Annotated in this window: 23 protein-coding genes; 13 read left to right on the top strand and 10 right to left on the bottom strand. The window is 62.9% G+C overall.

Going from position 1 to position 23,501, the window contains the following annotated elements; genetic code table 11:
• The first annotated feature begins 2 nt into the window (after nucleotides 1–2).
• Nucleotides 3–1,676: an alpha/beta fold hydrolase gene (locus HK107_RS12810; protein ID WP_173200401.1), complete on the top strand. Its 1,674-nt coding sequence runs from the start codon at nucleotides 3–5 to the stop codon at nucleotides 1,674–1,676.
• 5 nt (nucleotides 1,677–1,681) lie between these two features.
• On the opposite strand, the gene HK107_RS12805 is transcribed toward HK107_RS12810, so the two are convergent.
• Nucleotides 1,682–2,485, bottom strand: a complete 804-nt coding sequence (locus tag HK107_RS12805; protein ID WP_173200399.1) for an alpha/beta fold hydrolase — start codon at nucleotides 2,483–2,485, stop codon at nucleotides 1,682–1,684.
• 270 nt (nucleotides 2,486–2,755) lie between these two features.
• On the opposite strand from HK107_RS12805, the gene rpsA reads away from it, so the two are divergent.
• Both rpsA and HK107_RS12795 read left to right on the top strand, forming a co-directional pair.
• Nucleotides 2,756–4,444, top strand: a complete 1,689-nt coding sequence (gene rpsA / locus HK107_RS12800; RefSeq protein ID WP_173201520.1) for a 30S ribosomal protein S1 — start codon at nucleotides 2,756–2,758, stop codon at nucleotides 4,442–4,444.
• Nucleotides 4,445–4,564: 120 nt separating this feature from the next.
• Entirely contained in the window at nucleotides 4,565–5,320 is a 756-nt protein-coding gene (locus HK107_RS12795) for a DUF481 domain-containing protein (protein ID WP_173200397.1), read from the top strand.
• 45 nt (nucleotides 5,321–5,365) lie between these two features.
• On the opposite strand, the gene HK107_RS12790 is transcribed toward HK107_RS12795, so the two are convergent.
• Nucleotides 5,366–6,094, bottom strand: a complete 729-nt coding sequence (locus HK107_RS12790; RefSeq protein WP_173200395.1) for a pirin family protein — start codon at nucleotides 6,092–6,094, stop codon at nucleotides 5,366–5,368.
• Nucleotides 6,095–6,197: 103 nt separating this feature from the next.
• The gene (locus HK107_RS12785; protein WP_173200393.1) at nucleotides 6,198–6,647 is read right to left on the bottom strand and encodes a PaaI family thioesterase; all 450 of its coding nucleotides are present in this window, start codon (nucleotides 6,645–6,647) and stop codon (nucleotides 6,198–6,200) included.
• A 138-nt stretch (nucleotides 6,648–6,785) separates the two neighbouring features.
• Here HK107_RS12785 and HK107_RS16010 point away from each other — a divergent pair, with 138 nt between their 5' ends.
• Both HK107_RS16010 and HK107_RS12775 read left to right on the top strand, forming a co-directional pair.
• The gene (locus tag HK107_RS16010) at nucleotides 6,786–7,235 is read left to right on the top strand and encodes a helix-turn-helix transcriptional regulator (protein ID WP_198912408.1); all 450 of its coding nucleotides are present in this window, start codon (nucleotides 6,786–6,788) and stop codon (nucleotides 7,233–7,235) included.
• A gap of 108 nt (nucleotides 7,236–7,343) precedes the next feature.
• Nucleotides 7,344–7,880 (top strand): DUF4199 domain-containing protein, encoded by a 537-nt coding sequence (locus HK107_RS12775; protein ID WP_173200391.1) that lies wholly within the window; start codon nucleotides 7,344–7,346, stop codon nucleotides 7,878–7,880.
• Nucleotides 7,881–8,102: 222 nt separating this feature from the next.
• On the opposite strand, the gene rpsU is transcribed toward HK107_RS12775, so the two are convergent.
• Nucleotides 8,103–8,321: a 30S ribosomal protein S21 gene (gene rpsU, locus HK107_RS12770; RefSeq protein ID WP_408636686.1), complete on the bottom strand. Its 219-nt coding sequence runs from the start codon at nucleotides 8,319–8,321 to the stop codon at nucleotides 8,103–8,105.
• An 88-nt stretch (nucleotides 8,322–8,409) separates the two neighbouring features.
• Here rpsU and HK107_RS12765 point away from each other — a divergent pair, with 88 nt between their 5' ends.
• The 3 genes from HK107_RS12765 to HK107_RS12755 are packed head-to-tail and all read left to right on the top strand — an operon-like array spanning nucleotide 8,410 to nucleotide 12,579.
• On the top strand, nucleotides 8,410–9,117 hold the full coding sequence (locus tag HK107_RS12765) for a COQ9 family protein (protein WP_173200389.1): 708 nt from the start codon (nucleotides 8,410–8,412) through the stop codon (nucleotides 9,115–9,117).
• A 21-nt stretch (nucleotides 9,118–9,138) separates the two neighbouring features.
• Nucleotides 9,139–10,365, top strand: coding sequence for a serine hydrolase domain-containing protein (locus HK107_RS12760; RefSeq protein WP_173200387.1), 1,227 nt, complete (start codon nucleotides 9,139–9,141; stop codon nucleotides 10,363–10,365).
• Nucleotides 10,366–10,392: 27 nt separating this feature from the next.
• Nucleotides 10,393–12,579 (top strand): M28 family peptidase, encoded by a 2,187-nt coding sequence (locus HK107_RS12755; protein WP_173200385.1) that lies wholly within the window; start codon nucleotides 10,393–10,395, stop codon nucleotides 12,577–12,579.
• On the opposite strand, the gene HK107_RS12750 is transcribed toward HK107_RS12755, so the two are convergent.
• Entirely contained in the window at nucleotides 12,536–12,976 is a 441-nt protein-coding gene (locus HK107_RS12750) for a c-type cytochrome (protein ID WP_173201514.1), read from the bottom strand. The genes HK107_RS12755 and HK107_RS12750 overlap by 44 nt on opposite strands.
• A 62-nt stretch (nucleotides 12,977–13,038) precedes the next feature.
• On the opposite strand from HK107_RS12750, the gene HK107_RS12745 reads away from it, so the two are divergent.
• The 3 genes from HK107_RS12745 to panB are packed head-to-tail and all read left to right on the top strand — an operon-like array spanning nucleotide 13,039 to nucleotide 14,831.
• Nucleotides 13,039–13,566 carry an adenine phosphoribosyltransferase gene (locus HK107_RS12745; RefSeq protein WP_173200383.1) on the top strand — a complete coding sequence of 176 codons (528 nt, stop codon included), beginning with the start codon at nucleotides 13,039–13,041 and terminating at the stop codon, nucleotides 13,564–13,566.
• Nucleotides 13,567–13,569: 3 nt separating this feature from the next.
• The gene (locus HK107_RS12740) at nucleotides 13,570–14,010 is read left to right on the top strand and encodes a tellurite resistance TerB family protein (RefSeq protein WP_173200381.1); all 441 of its coding nucleotides are present in this window, start codon (nucleotides 13,570–13,572) and stop codon (nucleotides 14,008–14,010) included.
• Nucleotides 14,010–14,831, top strand: coding sequence for a 3-methyl-2-oxobutanoate hydroxymethyltransferase (gene panB / locus HK107_RS12735; RefSeq protein WP_173200379.1), 822 nt, complete (start codon nucleotides 14,010–14,012; stop codon nucleotides 14,829–14,831). The genes HK107_RS12740 and panB overlap by 1 nt, the downstream gene beginning before the upstream one ends.
• On the opposite strand, the gene HK107_RS12730 is transcribed toward panB, so the two are convergent.
• Nucleotides 14,810–15,445, bottom strand: a complete 636-nt coding sequence (locus HK107_RS12730) for a hypothetical protein (protein WP_173200377.1) — start codon at nucleotides 15,443–15,445, stop codon at nucleotides 14,810–14,812. The genes panB and HK107_RS12730 overlap by 22 nt on opposite strands.
• 194 nt (nucleotides 15,446–15,639) lie before the next feature.
• On the opposite strand from HK107_RS12730, the gene clpP reads away from it, so the two are divergent.
• Nucleotides 15,640–16,284 carry an ATP-dependent Clp endopeptidase proteolytic subunit ClpP gene (gene clpP / locus HK107_RS12725; RefSeq protein WP_198912406.1) on the top strand — a complete coding sequence of 215 codons (645 nt, stop codon included), beginning with the start codon at nucleotides 15,640–15,642 and terminating at the stop codon, nucleotides 16,282–16,284.
• Between the two features lie 189 nt (nucleotides 16,285–16,473).
• The gene (clpX, locus tag HK107_RS12720) at nucleotides 16,474–17,796 is read left to right on the top strand and encodes an ATP-dependent Clp protease ATP-binding subunit ClpX (protein WP_173200376.1); all 1,323 of its coding nucleotides are present in this window, start codon (nucleotides 16,474–16,476) and stop codon (nucleotides 17,794–17,796) included.
• Nucleotides 17,797–17,844: 48 nt separating this feature from the next.
• On the opposite strand, the gene HK107_RS12715 is transcribed toward clpX, so the two are convergent.
• From HK107_RS12715 to HK107_RS12700, 4 genes are all read right to left on the bottom strand, one after another.
• A complete protein-coding gene (locus tag HK107_RS12715; RefSeq protein WP_173200374.1) occupies nucleotides 17,845–18,627 on the bottom strand; it encodes a polysaccharide deacetylase family protein in 783 nt (260 codons plus the stop codon).
• Between the two features lie 47 nt (nucleotides 18,628–18,674).
• Nucleotides 18,675–19,397 carry an arginyltransferase gene (locus HK107_RS12710; protein WP_173200372.1) on the bottom strand — a complete coding sequence of 241 codons (723 nt, stop codon included), beginning with the start codon at nucleotides 19,395–19,397 and terminating at the stop codon, nucleotides 18,675–18,677.
• 159 nt (nucleotides 19,398–19,556) lie between these two features.
• Nucleotides 19,557–21,407: an SLC13 family permease gene (locus HK107_RS12705; RefSeq protein WP_233061505.1), complete on the bottom strand. Its 1,851-nt coding sequence runs from the start codon at nucleotides 21,405–21,407 to the stop codon at nucleotides 19,557–19,559.
• A 115-nt stretch (nucleotides 21,408–21,522) separates the two neighbouring features.
• Nucleotides 21,523–23,397: an amidohydrolase family protein gene (locus HK107_RS12700; protein ID WP_173200370.1), complete on the bottom strand. Its 1,875-nt coding sequence runs from the start codon at nucleotides 23,395–23,397 to the stop codon at nucleotides 21,523–21,525.
• Nucleotides 23,398–23,501 lie beyond the last annotated feature (104 nt).

Here is a 23,501-nt window from a genome sequence, read left to right as displayed (position 1 = left end):
GGGTGAAAACCTCGCCTCAAGCCGACGACCGCCAGAAAAGCGACCAGCTGATCAGCAGGTTGATCCAGGTTGCCTATGATGCAGCGCTCGATCCTGAGAGTTTTGAAGCGCTCATGGATGCGTGGGAAGACGCGCTCGGCCTTCCCGATGAAAGGCTGACCACGGAGGATCTTGGTCAGCACTTCAAGCGGGCTGAGGACCTCGCGCACGACCCACGGCTCGACCCTGCGTTTGAGCCCCAGGCCATCCTCAAGCTCATCCCTGCGCCGGCGCTGCTGCTGGGCGCGGATGGCAGGGTGCTTGCCGGCAATGAAGCCGGGCGTGAGGCGCAGCAGGAGCATGGGCTCGGCGACGAGCTTGCCGGGAGCTTCGAGGACCAGTGGCCACCTTCGCCGGACCAGCGGCTTCATGTTCTTGCCGCGCCCGAGGGCGGCAGCTTGATCGTCAGTGTCAGCACGATCCCCACACGAAGATCACCCGGGCCGCTCGTGCTGGTTCAGTTCGAAGCCACCGCCTGGTCGCCAAGCCTGAGCGAAGCTCTGAAAACGCGGTTCTCCCTGACCCCGGCGGAGATAAATGTCGTCCGCTTGCTGAGCGAAGGTAAAGCGGTCGCGGAAATCGCATCGGAAGCGGGAAAGAGTCCCGAGACCATCAGGTCCCAGCTCAAATCGGTTCAGACCAAAACCGGTGAGCACAAGCAGTCTGGTCTTCTCTTCCTTGTCGCACGCCTGCGTTTCCTTGTTGGTTCGTCAGCCGATGCGCCTGCGATCAGCACGGGGAGGGCCAGCGGCGCATTCTCCACCAAGGAGCACACACTGCGCGACGGCCGGAAGCTTGCGGTTTCGACCTATGGCGCTCCTGACGGAAAGCTCGTCCTGTACCTCACGACATCAAGTCTTCCGTGGGAGGATGAACGATGGCGCGAAGCCGTGGCTGATCGCGGGCTCCGCATCATTGCTCCCCATCGCCCGGGGCATGGCGGTTCCTCCCGGCATGATGACAGCGCGCAAAACGGCGCCAGCCTCGCGCGGTACCTGCTCGAAGCTATTCCCTTGAGGCGTGACCAGCCCTTGGTCATCGCCGGTCACAGGGAAGGGGGGATCCTCGCAGCAGAGGCGGCCAAGGAGATCCGCGACCGGACGAATTTTCAGGGTACGGTCCTCATTTCCACCGGCGCCCCGCAAGCTCCCGAAGCCTTCGGTAGCGCTTCGCGGCCCATGCGGCGGAGCTTCAAGGCGGCTCACCTTTCCCCTGCAGCCCTCAGGCTCGGCTACCGCGTGGCCAAAGGTCTCTTCGAGAGCGGGCTCGTGGGTGAGAAGCGGACGGTCGAGTACTTCTTCAACGACAGCCCCCGCGACCGGAAGCTGACAGAAGAACCCCGCTACTGGCAGATCACCAGGGATCTCATCGCCTACTGCTTCGAAAACTCAGACCAGATCGCCTGGGATATCGGGCGGTGGACCTCGGACTGGGAGGGAGACCTGTTGGAGGGATCGCCCCCGTGGACCTTCATTCACGGCAGTGAGCATGACTTCATGCCGATGGAGCCTGTCGAAGCATTCTGTTCGGCCAACCCCTCGTGCCGCGCGGTCAGGATGGATGGCCTTGCCCAGCTGGCCCTCTACGAACGACCAGATTTCGTGGCGCAGACGATTGCCGACATTTTCAGCGGCTAAGCTGCTCAGCCTTCAGCGCGCATCTCTTTGATCAGGGAACGGATGGCTTCGACGACAAGATCCGGCCTGTCGCGCATGACCTGATGTCCGCTCCGTTCAGCGATCACCAGCGTGCGGGAACCGGGGTTCTCCGCGATTAGCCTTCGGTAGGCCGACCTTGTTGCGGCCTGGGTCGCAGGGCCTCCTGCCGGATTCTCAGCTTCGATAATGATGAGCGTCAGCCCATTAGGCCAGGCCATGCCGGAGACCGCATCGGCAGTTTCCGGGTAGGCCTCGACGATAGGGATGATGGCTGCCGCCACGTCAGGGGCCTGCTTGCGCACGGCTTCATATTGCGGGCGGTAGGTCGCCAGCGTCTCCTCGACCAGCTCTTGGGTCATGGCACCCGGCACGAGGGCATCGACGAGCACGACGCCGGCCACATTCTCCTCATCGGCAAGGCCCGCCGCGATCAATCCGCCATAAGAATGGGCGACGAGGATCATCTCCTGCGGCCCATCTGGCAGCTTCGCGATCGTCGCTCGGAGGGAGGCGATCTCATCCTCGATGCGATAGGGCCTCGGGCCAAGCGCTGTTCCGCCGAGGCCATCCCGATCGGTCAGGAGCGCCGTCACGCCATCCTCGCGCAGGGCCGCCTCGATGCCGTCCCAGACCGACAGCGTGGCGCCATTGCCGTTGATGAAGACGATCAGGGGCTCCCCATCACCCCGCACCTCGGCATGGAGGTCATGGGCAGGGGGCTCAGCGGGCACGCTCGCGCATGCGGTGAGGAAGAGCGCGGCGGGCAGCAGGAGGCGGTTCAGCAGCATAGGGCCCAAGATGGGGGCGGAACCCCCTGACCAACAGACCTTGCGCGCAGGCCATCTTTTCCATAGGGAGCGCGGGTCGCGAGGCCAGTTCCTTGCGCGTTTGACGTGGCTTTAGAGGAGGACAAGCGCTTTAGCATCCGAACCTGACGGTCCGTCATTCGTGTCCTGCTGGCCCTTGTCCAACCTTGCTTCCGCGTGCCCTCCGCGACAGCTCCGGAAGCCTAGAACCCGCAGCCCTGCTGCATTTGAGGCATACTCTTGTCTGAAACCATGAACCCCTCGGTCGAAGATTTCGCCGAGATGTTCGAAGCCTCGGTCGTTGACCGCGAGAGCTTTGAACAAACCGTCGTCAAAGGTACCATCACGGCCATCGAAAAAGACATGGCGATTGTCGACGTCGGACTGAAAACCGAAGGCCGCGTCCCGCTTCGCGAATTCGGCATCAAGGACGGCGAAAGCTCCGTCAGCGTCGGCGACCAGGTGGATGTCTTCATCGACCGCGTCGAGAACGCCCACGGCGAAGCCGTTATCTCCCGCGAGAAAGCCCGCCGCGAAGAAGCGTGGGAACGTCTCGAGAAGAATTTCGAAAACGAGGACCGCGTCGACGGCGTGATCTTCAACCGCGTCAAGGGTGGCTTCACCGTCGACCTCGGCGGCGCCGTGGCCTTCCTGCCCGGCTCCCAGGTCGATATCCGCCCTGTCCGCGATGCAACGCCGCTCATGAACCTCGAGCAGCCGTTCAAGATCCTGAAAATGGACAAGCGCCGCGGCAACATCGTCGTTTCGCGCCGTTCGGTTCTCGAAGAGGATCGTGCTGAACACAGGCAAGAAGTCGTCCGTGACCTGAACGAGGGTGACGAGCGCGATGGCGTCGTGAAGAACATCACCGATTACGGTGCATTCGTCGAACTCGCCCCGGGCGTCGACGGTCTTCTTCACGTCACCGACATGAGCTGGTCGCGGGTCAACCACCCGTCGGAAGTGCTCAATGTCAACGATACTGTCCGTGTAAAGATCATCAAGATCAACCCGGAAACCTCGCGCATCAGCCTCGGCATGAAGCAGCTCCAGCCCGATCCGTGGGAAGGTGTTCAGGCCAAGTATCCGGTGGGCGCAGTCTTCAAAGGCAAGGTAACGAACATCACCGACTACGGTGCGTTCGTCGAGATCGAGGACGGCATCGAAGGCCTGGTCCACGTCTCGGAGATGTCCTGGGTCAAGAAGAACATGCCGCCGAGCTCGATCGTCGAGCCGGGTCAGGAAGTCGACGTCATGGTGCTCGAAGTTGACGAGTACAAGCGCCGCGTCTCCCTCGGCCTCAAGCAGACCCTGTCGAACCCGTGGGAAGCCTTCGCAGAGAAGAACCCTGTTGGCTCGATCCTCGAGGGCGAAGTCAAGAACATCACCGAGTTCGGTCTGTTCGTTGGCATCGACGAGAACATGGACGGCATGGTCCACCTCTCCGACCTCGACTGGGACAAGGCTGGCGACGTTGCCATCCAGGACTACGAGAAAGGCCAGTCGGTCTCTGTCAAAGTCCTCGACGTTGATCCGGACAAAGAGCGTATCTCGCTCGGCATCAAGCAGGTCGCCAACGACCCGATGGATGCCATTGGCGAGCTCAAGAAAGGCGACGACGTCACCTGTGAAGTCTCGGCTGTCGAAAATGGCGGCATTGAGGTTCGCGTTGGCGGCGATGGTGGTCCGAAGGCCTTCATCCGCAAGTCCGACCTCTCGCGCGACCGCAACGAGCAGCGCCCCGAGCGCTTCGCTGTAGGCGACAAGATCGATGCACGCATCGTCGCCATCGACCGTCAGTCGCGTCGTCTCTCCCTCTCCATCAAGGCCCGCGAAATGGCCGAGGAGAAGGAAGCCGTCGAACAGTATGGCTCGGCCGATGCCGGCGCATCGCTCGGCGATATCCTGGGCGCAGCGCTCAAGGACACCGACGACGCGTAAGCTTCTGGCTTAGCGAAACGAATGGAGCCGGCCCCCAGGGGCCGGCTTTTTCTTTGCCTTTTCACGCGAGCGTTAACCACATTTAGCGCTCTCTTTACGGCCCTCTGCAAAGAGGTCCCCATGCTGAGCACGGCCCCGCTCATCCTTGCGTCAACGCTCATTGCCCTGGCCGACCTCAAGAAGGGGGAAGACGGTTGGGACGGACAGGTCGTGTTCAACGCCTCCGCAGCGAGCGGGAACACCGAGAACGCCGTCATCGGCGCGCGCTTCGACGCTGCGCGGAAGTTCGGGCCCATCACCCACGCCTTCGAAGCCGCAGGGGACTATGCCGAGGCGACCCAGCGCAGGGACGGGACCGAGACCTCGGTCGTCACGCAGAACCGCTGGCATGGTCAGTACAGGATCGAAATCCAAACCGGTGACAACAGCTTCCTCTACGGACGCGGCCGTTATGGCGAAGACCAGTTCTCAGGCTTTGACCGCCAGGCCTTCGTCGGCGGCGGACTCGGCCACTCCCTTTATGACCGGCCCAATCGCAGGCTGACCCTGCTGGTTGGTCCTGGTTATCAGTATCTTGAGCGGACCAGGCCCCAGAACGCGCCAGACGATTTCGAGCGCACAGAGGGCACCCTCGCGGTCTTCCTCGGTGAAACCCTGCGCCACGTGATCCGCGAGAACGTCACCCTGGAGCAAAGCCTCGACGCCACGATCTCGGACGAGAACGCCCAGATCAACAACACGATTTCCCTCAAGACCAAGCTGACCGAGAAGATCAGCTCACGGATTTCCTACCGTGTGATCCACAACACCGATCCACCGGACGGCCGACAGTCCACAGACACGCTGCTGCAAGCGTCGATCGGGTATGATTTCTGACGATAAGAAAAAGCCCGGAGCGTGATGCTCCGGGCTTCTCTGTTTCTAGGCTTTAAGGTCGAAGAGCAAAACCTCTGCCTCTTCGCCGCCTGAGAGCGTGACCTCTCCGGGTGCGGAGAGAGCGATGGCATCGCCGCGCCAGAGGCGTTCCCCGTTCACTTGCGCCGAGCCTTCAGCGAGGTGGATGTAGGCCTTCCGGCCCTCAGGCAGAGTGAAGCGCGTCTCCTGACCTTCGGTCATGTGGGCCGCGTAGACTTCCGCCGGCGCGAGGGTCTTGATCGAGCCTTCACGTCCGTCCTTCGAGATGAAGAGGCGAAGCTTGCCGTCTTTCTCCGCAGGCGGAATGTCGAGGGTCTGATAGCCCGGCTTCGCGCCGCTCTCTTCAGGCACCATCCAGATCTGGAGGAACTTGACGGGGTTCTCCGTGTCCGGATTGAACTCGGAGTGCCTGACGCCAGTGCCGGCGGTCATGTACTGAACACCGCCAGCCTTCACGACAGAGCCATTGCCCATCGAGTCCTTATGCTCGAGCTTGCCCTCCAAAACGTAGGAGAAGATCTCGAAGTCCGCATGGGGGTGCATCGGGAAACCGGCGCCGCCCGCGACCTGGTCGTCATTGATGACGCGCAGGGGGCCAAAGCCCATCCAGTCGGGGTCGTGGTACCCTGCGAAGGAAAAGCTGTGGGCGGACTTCAGCCAGCCGTGATCGGCGTGGCCGCGCTCCTCCGCACGGCGGATGATGGTGTCTTCGCGATTGATGTCGGCGTCGAACATGATTGGCCTCCTTTGTTCGCTTCGTTGAAGGAAACATCGGAGTTCCAGCGCCGTTCCGGTAGCCACGCGGAGCGCAAAGCTGCTCCGCGCGCATCGCAAAGCGCTAGCTGAGGCTCTTGACGTGCCAGTCCACGACCATGCTGGCGACATGGAGCTCATCGGCGTCGAAGAGATCGACATCGACCGCGAAGACCACCTTGCCGTCCTGATCGAGCTTGGCCTTGAGGCCGTCGACGTCGTCGCGGACCTTGGCTTTGGCCGTGATCGTGCCCTTGGCGATCTTGAGGTAGCTGATCTCGGCTTTGGCGGCGACAGGGCGCAGGGCCATCATCCGGTCGACAAATGCGCCAGCATAGGCCGCGCCTGACGCCTGCTCGCCGAGGACGAAGAGGGCGCCTGCGTGCATCGACTGGATGTGATTCTCGACCTCGCCGCGCTGTTCGAGGTGGCAGGTCGCGCCTTCGCCGGAGAGCTCGTCGATAACGACGCCGGTATGGATCGCGAAGGGCACCATTTTGGAGAGCTGGTCTTTCACCATTTCATAGGCTGACATGGGGTGTTTCCTCATTCTATTTGCAGCGCTCGTAGCGGAAGCCATTCGGGGAGGCGAGGCGGATGCAGCCCCGCTGTTGACGCTGGGCCACGGGCTCCAGCAGGGTTCCATCAGGGCAGGAGAAGGCAGGCGTATCCCGTGTTCGCGCAGCTTTGGCGGCAGTTGGAGAAGTTCGGGCTGGGCCGCGCGGCAGCCTATGCGGGCTTCCTCGCTCTGGCTGCGTTCGCGCTCAGCTGGCTCGAGTATCGCCGCGCCGCCCGGATGTTCCCGGCCGAGGCCTACGTCATCATTGTCGCGGTGCTGTTCGTGCTGCTTGGCATCTGGATGGGTCGCCAGCTGACGGTTCCGAAGGACCGTGAAGGGTTCTCTCGCAATGAAGCTGCCATTGAGGTCCTTGGTCTCTCCTCGCGCGAATGCGCCGTGCTCGAGCTGCTGGGGCAGGGAATGGCGAACAAGGAAATCGCGCGGGCTCTCGAGATCTCACCCAATACGGTGAAAACGCATCTCTCCCACCTTTTCGAGAAGCTGGACGTCAGCCGCAGGGCGCAGGCGGTGATGAAGGCGAAGGAGCTCTCGCTCATCCCCTGAACGGGTGAAAGACGCAGAAATGCTCGGAATCACCCATGTGGGCGATAGGAATGACCGAGCGGCGGGGCTCACGGAAGCGGTCATCAGCAACCGGGGAAGGACCTCGCAATGATCAAAACCGCAGCCATCTACGGCGCCATCGCAGGCGCCATCATCATCATCGTCAATACGCTCTCGCTGAGCCTCGCGGGGGGAGAAAACGCCGACATGGCGGGCCTCGAATGGCTCGGCTATCTCGTCATGCTGCTCGCGTTGTCGGTGATCTTCTTCGCCATCAAGCGGTATCGCGACGTTGCTCAGGGCGGGGTGATCACCTTCTGGACAGGCCTCAGCCTCGGGCTCCTCATCTCAGCCTTTGCAGGGGTGGCCTATGTGCTGGTCTGGGAAGTTTACATCGCGACGACTGGGTCGAGCTTCATCGACAGCTACACGGCATCGGTGGTGGAGAAGGCCGCAGACGGCGGCGCGACAGCTTCGGAGATCGAGGCGCTCAAGGCCAAAATGGCGACCATGGCCGAGCAATACGCCAATCCGCTCTTCCGGATCCCCGTGACGTTTCTCGAGCTTTTCCCTGTGGGCCTCGTGATCTCGCTGATCTCCGCGGCTCTCCTGCGGAACTCGAAGTTCCTGCAGGCCAGTCAGTAGCCGAGCAGCTACCAGAAGCAAGCCCTCCGCTGGAAGGCGCCCGACCGGACGTCCGGACCGGTCGGGCCCGCCGCCCCCCTGCGCTCGAGTAGCGAAACGGTAGCGCCAACGACGATGGACGCGCCACGCGCTGTGAGATCGGAAAACTCCAAGAAAAAAGCCGCCGCGGCAGGACCGGGCGGCTCTCATCATAAACGCTGAAGCGCCGGGGCGCGGGCTGGCTTAGGCCAGACCCTCGCGCTGCATCTTCTTGCGCTGCAGCTTGCGCGCACGGCGAACGGCTTCAGCCTTTTGGCGAGCGCGTTTCTCCGAGGGTTTCTCGTAGAACTTACGGGCTTTCATTTCGCGGAAGGTTCCCTCGCGCTGCATCTTCTTCTTAAGGGCGCGCAGGGCTTGCTCGACATTGTTGTCGCGCACGACGATGTTAACGATGGGTCTCACTCCTCAGGTGGCAGCTTCAGCGAAGGCGTGCCCATAAAGGGCAATTCGCGCCTTGTCGAGGCTTCTGCCAAGGGAATATGGCTTTGTCATGAACGATGCGACCACCAAGACACAAGGAAATGGCGCCGACGAGGCCCTGCGCCGCGCCATTCTTGACGAACTCCTGAGCGAAGCAGCCTTTGAGGGCTTCACCCGGCAGACGCTAGACGTTGCGGCAAAGCGCGCGGACCTGCCTGCGGGGTCGATCGAGGAGGGGCTGGTGGACAGGCTTTTCCCCGGCGGGATTGGCGATGTGCTCGCCTTCTGGTCGGAGGAGGAGGACCGCGCGATGGTCGAGGCCTTCGAGGCCGAGAACCCCAAGCCCCACGGCATTACCAAGAAGATCCGCTGGCTGGTGAAGCAGCGCATCGAGCAGCTGGACTGGAACCGAGAGGCGGCGAGGAGAGCGGCTGCGACGCTGGCGCTCCCCCACCATGGCGGCCTCGGCGCAAAACTTGTCTGGCAGACCGCCGATGCGATGTGGCGTGCCACCCAAGACAAGAGCACCGATTTCAACTGGTATTCCAAGAGGATGACACTCTCGGCGGTCTATACATCGACCCTCGCCAACTGGTTCGGGAACAGCGGCGATGCGGCGGCAGACGACCCCTATGCCGAGACATGGGCGTTCCTGGACGCGAGGCTCGGCAACCTGATGAGCTTTGAGAAGTTCAAGGGACGGGTCACCGAGGCCGCCCCTGACCCCGCGGACATCGTGGGCTTTCTGGGAAGGTTCCGCTACGGTTCGGGAAAATAAGAACCACGAGGAACGCCCCTTATGAAAAAGCTGCTGCTGCCAGCCTTCGCCCTTCTGTGCGCAGGCGTGATCGCTGCTGCCTTCTGGTATGTGCGCCCCGGCTCTGAGTTTTCGCCACGCGAAGTGATCGCGATGGTGAACATCGAGGACCGCCGCGAGGTCTTCCGCCGGATGGAGACGGTCTATCCCTCCCGCGAGGTCGAGCCCGGTGAGTTCGTCACCACCTTCCCCCGCGCGGTGACGCCGCTGTCGGTGAGCTATGAATGGGACGGCGCGGAGCGGACGTTCGAAGACTATGCAGCCCGCCGGAACGTGCAGGGGATCTTGGTCCTGAAAGACGGCGTGGTGGTCCACGAGCGCTATTTCGGTGAAGCGGATGCTGAGGACCGGTTCACCTCATGGTCCGTCGCGAAGTCCTACATCAGCACGCTGACGGCCATTGCGGTCGAAGAGGGCGTGATCGAGAGCTTCGAGGACAAGGCCAGCCGCTACGCAAAGGATTATGCGGGCACGGACTTTGGCGATACCTCGATCAGGCACCTCCTCTGGATGTCGTCAGGCATCGACTTTGACGAGAACTACGAAAACCCGAAGTCGGACATTCGCAAGCTCTTCGTCGACACGTTTCTCTGGAACAAGGACGTGGACGACGTTGTCCGTGCCCACCGTAGGAACCGTCCGGCGGGTCAGGATCTCGACTACATTTCCTCCAACACGCAAGTGCTGGCTGGCGTCCTTCGCGGCGCTTACGACATGTCGCTGATCGAGATCTTCAACGAGAAGCTGGCCCAGCCGCTTGGGTACTCGGGTGGCTCATGGCTGACCGACCGGCAGGGGATCGCGGCGAAGGAGCTCGGCTATTGCTGCCTTCAGCTGACGCTCGAAGACTATGCCAAGCTCGGCCAGCTCTATGTGCAGGACGGCGTCTTCGGTGAGGAGCGCATCCTGCCTGCGGGCTGGGTCGACATGGTCCGTACACCGCCGCAGGCGAGCCATGAGCCTGGCGGTGATGGCCAGCTCGGCTACAGTTACCAATTCTGGCTGCCCGGCGGCGACGAAGGCTCTTTCACCATGCAGGGCTACAATGGGCAGTTCGTTCACATGGATCCCGACCTTGGCGCAGTGATTGTGATGGTCAGCGCCGACAGGGGGCCTGTCGTGGAGAAGCCGGAGTTTGTGCAGCTCTTCCGTGCCATCAAAAATCAGCTCCCTGACGACATGACCCGCGTCCGGCGCGCAGGGCTTTAGGCGCAGGCAGGGCAGGGGAGAGAGAAAATGGGCAGGATCATTCTACCGCTGGCAGGGCTTCTGGTCCTTGCCTTCCTCGTGCTGACGGAGGGGATGCTCAACCCGCCCTCTCCGGGGAGTGCCGACTTCGACACCGCCGGAGCCAAAGCGCGGCTTGCCCGGGTGATCGGTACCGAAGGAACCCCTCATACAGTGGACACGGAGGAGGCCGATGCCGTCCGTGCGCGCCTGATCGAGGAGATCAAAGCCCTTGGCTACACACCGCGCGTCACCGACAACATGGCCTGCCGCAATGGCGAAGGCTGGGCCCGCTGTGCGCGGGTGCGGAACGTGGTGTTTCGCGCCGGGCCAGATGGCGGCGGCGCTGCGCTCCTCTCCGCCCACTATGACAGTGTGCCAACGGGCCCCGGCGCGGGTGATGCGGGCATTGGCGTTGCAGCGCTTCTCGAAATCGCCGAGCAGCTCAAGGGCCGGGACCTTGAACGGCCCGTGATCTTCCTCCTCAACGAAGGGGAAGAAGTCGGTCTCCTCGGTGCGGTAGACTTCGTCAAGAACGATCCGGACCGGGACGATGTGGCGTTCGTCATCAACATGGAGGCCCGCGGCTCCCACGGTCCGGTGATGATGTTCCAGACAAGCTCTCCGAATGCACCGGCCGTGAACCTCTTCGCCGGGCAGGGCGGCTTCAGGGTCTCGAACTCGGTCATGACCGATGTCTACGAGATGATGCCGAACGACACGGACCTGACGGTGTTCCTGCCCAAAGGCTATGCGGGCATCAACCTCGCGATCCTGGCGGGTGTTGAGAACTATCATACGTCGACGGATAATCTCGATGTGCTCAGCGAGCGCAGCATCGCTCACATGGGAACCTTGGCCACTGGCGCGCTGGAGGCTTACCTGGCAGACGGCCTCGAGGGCAGTGGTAGCAAGCTTCTGTTCACGGACATTCTCGGCCGAGGGTTCGTGACGATGTCCCCGATGGTCGGTTTTGCCCTGATCGGGCTCGGGCTCGTCGCCTTTGGCTATGTTGCCCTCTGGCCAAGGGGCGAGAGGATTGTTCATGGCCTTCGCATCGAGGCCGTCCCGGTGCTGGCAGTGGCTGCCGCTCTCCTCGCGGCCATCGTGGTTGCCTTCGTCTTGAAGCTGGTGAGGGCCGAGACGTCCTTCTGGATCGCCAATCCGGTCGGGTTCAGGCTCGCGCTTTATGGGGGCGCCCTCCTGGGGTGCGTCGCAGCGCTCGGCATCCTGCCCCGGGACACCGACCCGATCAGGCGCGGTGCAGCAGGGTGGCTGTTCTTCTCCCTATGCGGAGCAATCTTGAGTTACGTGATCGGCGGGGCGGGCATCCTCTTCGCCGTGCCGCTGATCGCGGGGCTGCTGGCACTTGGAGTTGCTGCGTGGAAGCCAGAGATCGGCAAGTGGGCCCTTGTGGGTTCCGCAGCGTTCGCAGTGATGGTCTGGGCACCGATGCTGCAGATGCTCGAATGGACGTTCAGCTTCAGCCCTTCATGGGTCACGCCGGTGATGGCATCTGTTCTTATCACGCTCGTGCTCATGCCGCTGGCGGAACGGGGTGTGCTGAAGATGGCACTGGGTACTGCAGGAGGCGCCGCCTTCGTCGGGATGATCGCCGCCGCCTTGCTTCCTGCCTATACGCTTGAGAGGCCAGCCCATCTCAACCTCACCCATGTCACCGCGGAGGGCGCAAGCTTCGTCACTCTTTACACGAATGATGACCCAGCCGAGAGACTGGCCCCGCTCTCCTTCGAGAGGGGCGATGTTCCAGGCTACGGGTCAGGCCTTCTCCGCGCGCCTGTCGACCTTCGTACCGGCCCGGAGGCGCAGGTCACGAGCGGACCCGATGGCGGGCTGGTGCTGCGCACGGCCGGGGCTGATGAGACCCTGCTCCGCATCCCATCGGACGCTGGCGTCACCGCCATGACCTTCATGGGCCAGAGGTTTGAGCGCTCAGAGCCGGGCGGGTTCAGCTTCACCTGCATCGGGAGGGCCTGCGACAGCGCAGCCTTCGAGGTCGAGACCAACGGCGAGGCGCAGGAGTGGCAGCTCTTCCACACGGTCTACGGTTTGCCGCCGGAGTACGCGGCGATGGCCGATGCTCTGCCCAAGACGCACTTGCCGGTTCATAGGGGCCACAGGACCCGGACCGTCAGTCTTCAGACGGTTCCGGCTGAGGCGCCGTCGCTTCCTTGAGGTAGGCAATGATGTCCCGGCGATTCGCTTCGCTGGGCTCACCCTGAAAGGCCATGCGCCCGCCGGGGATCACGGCCTGAGGCTTCTCGATATAGGCGTCGAGGGTCTCTTCGTCCCAGACAAGGCCTGAGCGTTTGAGGGAAGCCGAATAAGAGAAGTCCGGATGCCGCCCGGCCTCGGCGCCCATGATGCCGTTGAGATTAGGGCCAACCCTGTGCCGCGGCTCCTCGCCGACATCGTGGCAGACGGCGCATTGCCTGAAGAGCCTCCGCCCCAGAACCGGGTCAGCAGGCATGGCGAGACGCTCCTCGTCGGAGGGCAGGGGCTCCTCCCCTCCGCCGCCGCAGGCAGCGAGGAGAACTAAGGCGCAGGTGAGACTTGCCAGCCGGGTCATCATGGGGTCCACCTACCTCTCTTTTTGCAGAGCACCATGCGGGAATTCGTCATAGAGGAGGCTCCATGGATTTGAAGTCGACGATCAGGGCCATCCCTGACCACCCCAAGCCCGGCATTGTCTTCCGGGACCTCACCACCCTGATGGGTGAGCCCGAGGCGTTTGCCCAGACCTGTGAAGCGCTGGCCGCTGCGTTCAGCGATGCGGGAATCACCCATGTCGCCGGGATTGAAGCGCGGGGCTTCATCTTTGGTGCGGCTGTTGCCGACAGGCTGAAGGTCGCCTTCGTGCCGGTTCGCAAGAAGGGCAAGCTGCCGGCCAAGACGATCACAGAGAGCTATGCCCTCGAGTATGGCGAAGACACGCTGGAGGTGCATGAGGACGCGCTGCCCAAGGGCGCGAAGGTCCTTCTGGTCGATGATCTCCTCGCGACCGGCGGCACGGCGGCTGCGAGCGCGAAACTCCTCCGCGCGGCAGGCGGTAATGTCGTCGGTGCGGCCTTCGTGGTCGAGCTGGTCGACCTTCCTGGCCGCGCGAAGCTTTCCGAGGTCGGGGTCGAGACCTTCTCGCTCCTGACTTTCGAGGAGGAGTAGGACGTGGTCATCGACAAGCTCTCCGAATGGCTCTTCCCGGGCGACGGTGACGGCAGCACGCAAGCCGCCAAGGTGACCCCGGAGGTTGGCGCGGCGGGCCTGCTCGTCGTGGCGGCGCACCGGGACGGCAACTACACTGATGTTGAGCGGGACATGGCGGCGGCGGCGCTGATGAAGCTCTTCCACGTCCCCAACCCCGAAGCGCGGGCAATGCGCGATCAAGCCGAGGAATTCCTCTTCGCGGGTGCGCGGAGTTTCGTGTTCTTCGCCTCGGCGGCGAAGGAGCTCGACCGGGAGGATCAGGAGACCCTGATCACCCAGCTCTGGCGTGTCGTGGGGTCCGATGGTGAGGAGCTTTCGGAGAACCTCCTGATGTCCTCGATCCGCGATTTCCTCGGCTTCACCCGCGCGCAGGCTGATGCGCTGAAACCGGCGGCTCACTGATGAGTGCCCAGAGAGAACGCAAGGCGGAGACTGCCGCTTCGATCCGCCTGCGGAAGGGCGGCGAGCCGATTGTCTGCCTGACGGCGTATGACGCACCGACGGCCAAGGCGCTTGATTCCCACTGCGATCTTCTTCTTGTGGGCGACAGCCTCGGCATGGTTGTCCACGGCATGGACTCCACTGTGGGTGTCACGCTGGAGATGATGATCCTTCACGGGCAGGCGGTGATGCGCGGCGCGGACAAGGCGCTGGTGGTCGTCGATCTGCCGTTCGGCAGCTATGAGATTTCGAAAGAGCAAGCCTTCGACAGTGCACGGAGGGTCGTGGCCGAGACAGGCTGCGGCGCGGTGAAGGTTGAGAGCGGCATCTACGCGGCGGACTCCATCGCCTTCATGGCCGAGCGCGGCATCCCGGTCATGGCCCATGTCGGTCTCAGGCCGCAGGCGCAGCTCGTCACTGGCGGGTTCAAGGCGAAGGGCAAGACCGACAGCGAGCGTGACATGATCATCGCCGAAGCCAGGGCGGCTGACGAGGCTGGCGCTTTCGCCATGGTGATCGAGGGCACCGACGAAGCCCTCTCTGCAGAGATCAGCAAGATGGTCAGCTGTCCGACGATCGGCATCGGTGCCTCGGCGTCCTGCGATGGCCAGATCCTCGTGACGCCGGACATGATGGGCATGTTCGCCTGGACGCCGAAATTCGTCCGTCGGTACGCGGATATGGCGGGCGTGATCGACGAAGCTGCTGCAGCCTACGCAAGGGACGTCCGAGCACGGACCTTTCCGGGTGAGAAGGAAACCTACCGCTTGAAGAAGAGCTGACCGCGGGGTTTCCCCATCCGGGCGAGAAGCGCCGCACCGGTGACCATGCCGATCCACGCAGCCGGGGTTGGCACAGGCGCAGGCGGCGGGTCCCCGGGCACGACGAACTCGACGGACTGGCCGTTCGCCAACCTCGCCGTATCCCGGGTTCCCCTCGTCAGGCCGAGATCGTCGAGATCACGACCGAAGAAGATAAGCTGTGCGCTGAGGGCCGTGCCGCTGACATAGTCGTCGGGCAGGATCAGGACCCCTGCGCGGGTGAGACCGAAGGCATCGCCCCTCGGCGCGCCGCGCTCATTCGCATCGAGTGTCCCGAAACGGGGCGGCAGGTTGGTGCCGTAGGCCTGGAACGCCCTGTAGGGCACCGAGTCGTCCGAGAACGCGCCGAAGGGCAGGTTCACGAAGACCCCGCGGGCAGCGTTCATGAAGCCTTGCTCGGTGTCTTCCGTGATCCCGCTGCTCAGCGGGTTGAGCCCGATCGTGTTGAGGGAACCGCTGACCTGAAAACGAACATCGCCGCTCACTTCCGTAATCTCGATCACCACGGCGGCGTTGGCACTTGGCGAAACGAGAAGGGCTGCCCACATGACAGCCGATGCGAAGACCTGATGCACGATAGCCCCTCCAGCGAGCACTCAACCAGAGGTAGCAGTTCCGTGATGGAACTTGCAAGGGTTGTTTTAAACTTCTTGCATTTGGCGAATTCGGGCGTTTCAACGCAGCATTAACCGAGTGCTTGTCACGTCCACCAAGCCTACTTACGTCCCCAAGCCGCAAAGCCTTGCGCAGTCATTTCCCGGAGTTTCCGATGTCCGAACGCGATCCCCTCGACCTGACCATGAACACGCTGATCCCGATGGTGGTCGAGCAGACGAGCCGCGGTGAGCGCAGCTTCGACATCTATTCGCGCCTCCTGAAGGAGCGGATCGTCTTTCTCTCAGGTCCCGTGCACGACCAGGTCTCGACCCTGATCGTCGCGCAGCTCCTGTTCCTCGAGGCTGATAACCCGAAGAAGGACATCGCCTTCTACATCAACAGCCCCGGCGGTTCGGTCACGGCTGGCCTCGCGATGTATGACACGATGCGCTACATCCGCCCGCAGGTCTCGACGATCTGCATCGGCATGGCAGCGTCCATGGGCTCGCTTCTCCTGACCGCAGGGGACAAGGGCATGCGCTACTCGCTGCCCAACAGCCGCATCATGGTTCACCAGCCCTCCGCGGGTTTCCAAGGCCAGGCTTCCGATATCGAGCGCCACGCGAAGGACATCATCGCGACCAAGAAGCGCCTTAACGAAATCTATGTTGAGCACACGGGTCAGGACTACGAGACCATCGAGAAGACCCTCGACCGCGACTTCTTCATGAATCCCGAGGAAGCCAAGGAATTCGGCCTGATTGACCAGGTCTATGACCGCCGCACTGTAGCCGGCGGCGACGACGACGCGAAGTAAAGACAATGACGGGGCAGAGTTTGGCCCCGGTTCTGCAACGCCAATGTAAGAGTTGGCCGCGTAGGTTGACGTTTGGTGTGATTGCGCAGCGTCCCGGCATCGGGCAGGCTGGGCGAGCCGGCAGAAGCCGGTGTCACGTTATGTGGCGGCGGCCCTTCAAGGGCGGGGGCTGCGCTGAGGAGTAAGACGATGAGCAAGGTCAGCAACAAGGGCGGAAACGGCGCAGGGCCGAGCGGTACGAACGGCTCGGGCGACGGCAAGAACACCCTCTACTGCTCCTTCTGCGGGAAGTCGCAGCATGAGGTCCGCAAACTGATCGCAGGACCGACGGTCTTCATCTGTGATGAGTGTGTCGAGCTCTGCATGGACATCATCCGCGAGGAATCGAAGTCCTCGCTGGTCAAATCCGGCGACGGCGTTCCCTCGCCGCAGCACATTCATCAGGTCCTGGACGACTATGTCATCGGCCAGAGCTTCGCAAAGCGCGTGCTCGCTGTGGCGGTCCACAACCACTTCAAGCGTCTCAACCACGCTCAGAAGAATTCCGACGTCGAACTGGCGAAGTCGAACATCCTGCTCGTGGGTCCCACGGGTTCGGGTAAGACGCTTCTTGCCCAGACGCTGGCGCGCATCCTCGACGTGCCCTTCACGATGGCCGATGCGACGACCCTCACCGAAGCCGGTTATGTCGGCGAGGATGTCGAGAACATCGTCCTGAAGCTGCTCCAGGCTGCGGACTACAATGTCGAGCGGGCCCAGCGCGGCATCGTCTACATCGACGAGATCGACAAGATCTCGCGTAAGTCCGACAACCCTTCGATCACCCGCGACGTGTCGGGCGAGGGCGTCCAGCAGGCGCTCCTCAAGATCATGGAAGGCACCGTCGCTTCTGTTCCTCCGCAAGGTGGACGCAAGCATCCGCAGCAGGAGTTTCTGCAGGTCGACACGACGAACATCCTGTTCATCGTGGGCGGCGCATTCGCTGGCCTCGACAAGGTCATTCAGAACCGCGGCGAGAGCGCTTCGATCGGCTTCGGTGCCGAGGTGAAGGCGGCCGAAGATGACCGCCGCATCGGTGACGTCCTGCGCGGTGTCGAGCCTGAAGACCTTCAGAAATTCGGCCTGATCCCTGAATTCATCGGCCGTCTGCCGGTCATCGCGACCCTCGAAGACCTCGACGAAGACGCGCTGGTCCAGATCCTCACCACCCCGAAGAACGCCCTGGTCAAGCAGTACCAGCGTCTCTTCGAGATGGAGAATGTCGAACTCACCTTCAGTGACGACGCCCTCAACGCTGTCGCTCGCCGGGCGATCACGCGGAAAACCGGTGCTCGTGGCCTGCGTTCGATCATGGAGGGCATCCTGCTCGACACCATGTTCGACCTGCCGACCCTCGAGGACGTCGAAGAGATCGTCGTCAACGAAGAGGTCGTCGAAGGCCGCGGCGAACCTCTCAAGGTCATCGCCGAGAAGAAAGACAAGAAAGCCGAGCCTCAGGACCAAAGCGCCTGAACCTGACTTCCAAGCCATTTTGATGAGCCGCCCTCCGGGGCGGCTTTTTCATTGGGGCAGCGCTTTGACGGCAAAGCCCTTGCGATCCGCTGCCTTCAGGAAGCGCCGTAGGCTGACGAGAGTCGTTTGGGTGCGCACCTCTCTCGGCCCGTCATGGAAAACGACGATTGCTCCGTCGAACAGCGCTTCGGACATGCCGTCGGCATAGCGCGCACCAGCTGCATTGTTCATTGCCCGGAGGGTAGTTTCGGTGGCCCCGCCAGCGTCCCATGGGATGAAGCTCGCCAACACGTACCGCCGTTCAGACCCATCAGCTGCGATGTAGCCTTCTGCAAGAAGGGCGGGGGACATGGCTGCTGCGTTGATCGCCCCGTGCGGTGGACGAAAGAGGACCGGGCGCACGCCCGCGATCGTTTCGAGTTCGCTTTGAGCTCTGGTGAGATCGGCAAGAAACGCCTCAGGCGAGAGGCTATCGGCCCGCTCATCGGCGGGTAGATGGTTGCCGAGGCGGTGCCCGTTCGCGACCGCTTCTCTAAGCACCGCCCGGTCCCGTTCCGTGAGGATATGGTCCGTGTGCACAAAGAAGGTCGCAGTGGCGCCGTAGGCGCCCAGCAGCTCGAGCATCTCGTCCGTATGCGTTGATGGCCCGTCATCGATGGTGAGATAGACAGTCGGCTGCTCACCGGGGGCAGAGGGCGGCATCCGGAAGAGCCCCAACGCCTCCTGACGCTCCGCCATAGGCAGGAGTCCGCGCTGGGCATGCCCGCAGCCCGCCACCGCGAGGATGAGCGCGAGGTAGATGCTGGCGATGACCATCGGGACGAACCGCATGGCGAGAAGCGTAGCCGATTGAGGGGTGCTGGCTAGGCCCGGACGCCTCAGCGCTTGCGCATAACGGTCCAGCCGTCGCGGCTCAGGACCTCGAGCGGGGCGAAGTTGCGCTTGTAGTCCATCTTCGGTGAGCCATCGACCCAGTAGCCAAGATAGACATAAGGCAGCCCCAGTTCGCCCGCGAGGCGGACATGGTCGGCGATCATGAAGGTGCCGAGGGAACGCTTCGAGGCTTCGGGGTCGAAGAAGCTGTAGACCATGGAGAGCCCGTCCTCGAGCCGGTCGGAAAGGGCGCAGGCGAGAAGCTTCCCGGCTTCGTCCCGGTACTCGATGATCACGGTGTCGACCGGCGTCTGCTCGACCATTTGCTGGTAGTCGAGGACGGTCATGTCATGCATCCCGCCGCCATCGTGCCGGCTGTCGAGATAGTCGCGGAGCACAGAAAACTGCTCCTCGGTGACCTTGGCCGGGGTCAGGGTGCGGTTGAGGTCGGCATTGCGCTTGAAGGTTCGCTTGTAGCGGGCATCCTCGAAGCCCTCGACCACGATCCTGACCGGGCGGCAGGCATTGCAGCCGTCGCAGGCGGGTAGATAGGCGATGTTCTGGGACCTGCGGAAGCCCCTGCGGGAGAGAAGCGCGTTGAACTCAGCCGCCTTGTCGCCGCCGAGGAAGGTGAAGATCTTCTTCTCCTTCTTGCCTTCAAGATAGGGGCAGTCCGATGCCGCTGTGACGTAGAACTCGGACCGTGCCCCCAGGAAGAAGGTGTTCATAGACGACAGATCTCCAACCGGGGCCCCTAGAATGGAGCCCTTAGCAGCATGTGGCTTCAAAACCGCTACTGCGAGACAGGGTTAGAGTGAATCGGTTGGTTACGACTTGCAAGGGTGCCCAGGGACGCATTCCCGTCAGGAAGAAGGGACGCGTCCCCGTCAGAGGAGCCCCTGAGATCTGAAATAGACCGGCGCGACCAGCAGGAAGACGATCCAGAGGAGCACGGTCAGCGGCACCCCGACCTTGATGAAGTCGGCGAATTTGTAGTGCCCTGGGCCCATAACGAGGAGGTTCGTCTGGTAGGCCACCGGCGTCGCGAAGGAGCAGTTCGCCGCGTAGATGATCGTCATCACGAGGACGATGGGCTCGATCCCTGCCGCCTGCGCAGCGCTGACCCCGATGGGGGTCAGGAGGACTGCTGTCGCATTGTTGCTGAGCAGGTTGGTGAGCGTCGCGGTGATCGCGAAGAGGACCGCCATCAGGGTGATCGGTCCGCCTGTCTCAGCCAGCGGGGTGATGAAGCTGGCCAAGAAAGCCGCACCGCCTGTCTTGTCGAGGGCCAAGCCGAGGCCGAGCGCCACGCCGACGAGCAGATAGACCCGCCTGTCCACAGCCCGCGAAGCCTGCCGCACGTTGAGGCAGCCTGTCGCCACCATCAGCATTGCGCCTGCCACGGCGGAGACGGCGATCGGCAGGATGCCCGTCGAGGCGGTCGCCACGACGCCCAAGAAGATGAGGGCCGCGTAGCGCGCGTGGGCCGGATCCTGGATCTCCTGCATCGACTGCTCGAGCATGATGATGTCGCGGTCACCGCGCAGGGCACGGACATCCGAACGGTCGCCGAGGATGAGAAGGACATCGCCAGCTTCAAGGCGGATCGAGGCGATCTCGGTGCGGATCATCCGGCTCTTCCGCTGGAGGCCGACGATCACGCAATTGGTCTGGAAGCGGAAGCGGATCTGGTTGATCGAGCGGCCGATGATCCGCGAACCGGGCGCGACCACGGCCTCGACCATGGTCAGCTCGCCAGAGGCGCCCTCCATGGTTTCGGTCTCGCTCATGAAGCTGTTGAGGATCTCCGGGCGTTTCTTGAGGAGGCTCGTCAGCGCATCCCGCGTGCCCGCGACGATGAGCTTGTCGCCAAGGCGCAATTTCACATCGTCAAAGGGCGGCAGGATCACTTCGTCCCTGCGCTGGATCATCCGCACGGTGATGTCAGGCAGCTCCTCGAAGCGGCCAAGCTTCGGCGCGACGCCGATGAGGGGATTGCCGCGGCCGATCTCGATCTGCGCCACGAACTGGCGACCATCCTTCTCGACGAGGTCATTAGGTCCCTGCCGCGAGGGGAGGAGGAACCGACCGCCAATGACGAGATAAAGAGCGCCTGTCGCGACCATGACGAGGCCGAGGGGCATGAGGGCGAAGAAGTCGATCCGCTCACCGCCTGCCAGCTCGAACGCTTCGACGGCCAGGAGGTTGGTGGATGAACCGATGGTCGTGCACATTCCGCCGAGGATCGACAGGAAGGAGAGGGGCATCATCAGGCGTGAGCTCGTAATCCCGCCCTGCGCCGCGATGGCCGCGATGATCGGCACGAACATGACGACCACCGGCGTGTTGTTGAGGAACGCCGAGACCACCATGATGAAGGCGAAGATGACGATGACCGCCGCGAAGCGAAACTTCTCATAGGCGGCCACGAGGATCTGCGTGGGCCATTCGAGCGCGCCGGACTGGTACATCCCCTGACCGACAATCAGCAGGCCGAGGATCGCAAAGAGCGCGGGGCTCGCGAACCCTGTCAGCAGCACCGTCGCATCAAGGACGACCGCGCCTGTCAGGTCATCGGTGAGCGGGAACAGCGCGAAGGGGACGATCAGCGCGACGAGCACAGCACCTGACACAGTCTCGATCGAGAACCGGTCGAGGGCATAGAGCACCACCGTCACCGCAATGACGATGAGCGTGTACCACATGGCCCAGTGCTGAAGCAGGTCTTCGAAGGTCATCGACTGAGAACCGGGCTTCCTTTCAGGTTGCCCGGGAAGCGGGCTCGTCATTGGCCAGTGGCTCTTCTGCCACGGTCAGCGGTTCTGACGCAAACTGTCTATGACTTGAGCTTAATCACGGGCTTTCCGGCGCAGCGGCCTCTGGGTTCGCTTCGAGATAGCCGTTAATCTGCTCAAGCGCTGACCGGGCCTGACGGCTGTCAGGGTTGGCGGCGAGGGCCCGTTCGAAGGTCGCCTTGGCGCCGAGCACGTCACCACCATTGGCCTGGGCATTGCCGAGGACTTCGAGGGACGGCCCGCTCTCGCCATGCACTTCGGTCCCGAACCTGGCGACAGCGATGGCGTCTTCAGGACGGCCTTGGCTGAGAAGCCCTTGGGTCAGGGGCCAAAGATACTGCACTTCAAGATAGGCGCCCGGCTCCTCGCCGCTGAGGAGAGGGCCGATCCGGTCCATGAGGAAGCGGGCATTGTCGATGTCGCCTTTCTGCAGGAAGCGCATCACTGCGGCACTCACTTCGATGGCGTGCGCGCCCTCGAGGTTCACGGAGCCGCCGACGGCTTCTGCCCCGTCGGTGCGAAGACGCGCTTCGAGCGCAGGAACCGGCGAGGGCTGCGGTTCGTAGACGGCACCATCATCGATGACCGTTAGGCCTGACCGGAAATGCGCCGCATCCTCGAACGGGTCCTCATCGAACAGGACGAAGTCTGCGGGCCGTCCCGCCTCGATGATCCCGGCACTGTCCTCGATGCCCAGAGTTTCTGCGCCGTTGAGCGTTCCGATCCTGAGGACATCCTCAACAGGGATACCGGCTTCGGTCAGCAGCATCATCTCAGCGAGGAGGGAAGCGCCGCCGTTCCCGGCGTCGGTCCCGATACGGAGCATCACGCCGTTGTCGTGGGCGCGCTTGAGCTGGGCGAGGATCGTCTTGAAGGCGTCCCGCGCTGTCTCCTCGCTGACCCATTCCTCTCGGATTGATCCTTCTGTCCTCGGAGGAAAGGCGTCGAAGGAGGCGTAGACTGGCGAGCTGCCTGCGTGAGCTGCGAGGATGTTGAGTGCAGTGCTCAGGGAAGCCTCCTCCTCTGCCATCCTGTCGAGGAGTGCATCGAAAGCCGACTTCAGGTCAGGCCTGCGCTCGACCTCGTCGTGATAGAGCGACAGCGCGCGCGTCCACTCGTCGAGACCCCGAGGGCTTGAGAACTCCATCCGCTCGCTGATCATCGGGAGGAGGTCGTCAGGGTCGATGATCGTCCGGTAGGTGGTGAAGGTGTGCTCGAAATGCCTGACCCCTGCATCAAGACCGTCGGAGATCGACGTGATGCCATTGTCGAGGTGGGCGTAGGCGGTCATGCCTCGCTTGGCGATTTCGTCAGCCGCTGCGTCGAGCTCTGGCTTTTCGAGCTTCCAGTAGAGCTTAATGCGGTCCGCGCCGAGGTCTTGCCACTTTCCGACCAGCGCTCTCGCCTCTTCAGGGTTGGCAACAATGTCATGGTGGGGAGGCGGTGTTGGGTCCCACTCATGGGTCGAGCCAATGCTGCCGGCGACAAGGATCACATCGGGTGAGCCGTGGACACTTTCCTTCTGCCAACGGACGAGCTCGGGGATCCATGCCTGCGGCTGGCCCATGTCGGCGACGGTGGTGACGCCATAGGCCGTGAACATCCGCCCGAGCCGGGTGCGGTCAGGCGGGCTCAGGTCTCTTGTGTCGTGGAACTGGTGCTGGAAGTGGACGTGGGTGTCGATGAAGCCGGGAGTGACGAGGCGGCCGCCCGCGTCGATCACCTTCCGCGCGCGCTCCGAGGCGGTTGTGGGTCTGACCTCCACGATGAAACCGTCATCCACGATGATCGACTGGCCGTCTGACACGTCTCCCGTCCGAGGATCGAAGAGACGCGCGTTCTCGACAATCAGGTCAGGACCTGACGCCGGATGCGCGCAGGCGGCGAGCCCGGCGGCGGCGACGCCAGCCAAGAAAACTGCTGCTCGTTGCATGGATGTTTCCCCTCAATCCTGCCCGCTTACGACTACGCTCGTAGTCTATTCCCCAGCCCAAGACCAAGCCTTTCCGGCAGGCTGGACATGTGCGGCGCTTATGG

The organism is Parvularcula mediterranea (assembly GCF_013085255.1).
GTDB classification, from domain to species: Bacteria; Pseudomonadota; Alphaproteobacteria; order Caulobacterales; family Parvularculaceae; genus Parvularcula; species Parvularcula mediterranea.
Note: the sequence above shows the minus strand (reverse complement) of the source record. Positions and strands in the feature narration are given on the sequence as shown.

What these genes read in the sequence shown, in the direction of transcription:
- HK107_RS12715 (WP_173200374.1), bottom strand. Translation starts at nt 18,627, where the DNA reads ATGCGGTTCGTCCCGATGGTCATCGCCAGCATCTACCTCGCGCTCATC.
- HK107_RS12755 (WP_173200385.1), top strand. Translation starts at nt 10,393, where the DNA reads ATGGGCAGGATCATTCTACCGCTGGCAGGGCTTCTGGTCCTTGCCTTC.
- HK107_RS12765 (WP_173200389.1), top strand. Translation starts at nt 8,410, where the DNA reads ATGAACGATGCGACCACCAAGACACAAGGAAATGGCGCCGACGAGGCC.
- clpX (WP_173200376.1), top strand. Translation starts at nt 16,474, where the DNA reads ATGAGCAAGGTCAGCAACAAGGGCGGAAACGGCGCAGGGCCGAGCGGT.
- HK107_RS12760 (WP_173200387.1), top strand. Translation starts at nt 9,139, where the DNA reads ATGAAAAAGCTGCTGCTGCCAGCCTTCGCCCTTCTGTGCGCAGGCGTG.
- HK107_RS12710 (WP_173200372.1), bottom strand. Translation starts at nt 19,397, where the DNA reads ATGAACACCTTCTTCCTGGGGGCACGGTCCGAGTTCTACGTCACAGCG.
- panB (WP_173200379.1), top strand. Translation starts at nt 14,010, where the DNA reads ATGAGTGCCCAGAGAGAACGCAAGGCGGAGACTGCCGCTTCGATCCGC.
- clpP (WP_198912406.1), top strand. Translation starts at nt 15,640, where the DNA reads ATGTCCGAACGCGATCCCCTCGACCTGACCATGAACACGCTGATCCCG.
- HK107_RS12745 (WP_173200383.1), top strand. Translation starts at nt 13,039, where the DNA reads ATGGATTTGAAGTCGACGATCAGGGCCATCCCTGACCACCCCAAGCCC.
- HK107_RS12700 (WP_173200370.1), bottom strand. Translation starts at nt 23,397, where the DNA reads ATGCAACGAGCAGCAGTTTTCTTGGCTGGCGTCGCCGCCGCCGGGCTC.
- HK107_RS12805 (WP_173200399.1), bottom strand. Translation starts at nt 2,485, where the DNA reads ATGCTGCTGAACCGCCTCCTGCTGCCCGCCGCGCTCTTCCTCACCGCA.
- HK107_RS12785 (WP_173200393.1), bottom strand. Translation starts at nt 6,647, where the DNA reads ATGTCAGCCTATGAAATGGTGAAAGACCAGCTCTCCAAAATGGTGCCC.
- HK107_RS12705 (WP_233061505.1), bottom strand. Translation starts at nt 21,407, where the DNA reads ATGACCTTCGAAGACCTGCTTCAGCACTGGGCCATGTGGTACACGCTC.
- HK107_RS12795 (WP_173200397.1), top strand. Translation starts at nt 4,565, where the DNA reads ATGCTGAGCACGGCCCCGCTCATCCTTGCGTCAACGCTCATTGCCCTG.
- HK107_RS12775 (WP_173200391.1), top strand. Translation starts at nt 7,344, where the DNA reads ATGATCAAAACCGCAGCCATCTACGGCGCCATCGCAGGCGCCATCATC.
- rpsA (WP_173201520.1), top strand. Translation starts at nt 2,756, where the DNA reads ATGAACCCCTCGGTCGAAGATTTCGCCGAGATGTTCGAAGCCTCGGTC.
- HK107_RS12750 (WP_173201514.1), bottom strand. Translation starts at nt 12,976, where the DNA reads ATGATGACCCGGCTGGCAAGTCTCACCTGCGCCTTAGTTCTCCTCGCT.
- HK107_RS12790 (WP_173200395.1), bottom strand. Translation starts at nt 6,094, where the DNA reads ATGTTCGACGCCGACATCAATCGCGAAGACACCATCATCCGCCGTGCG.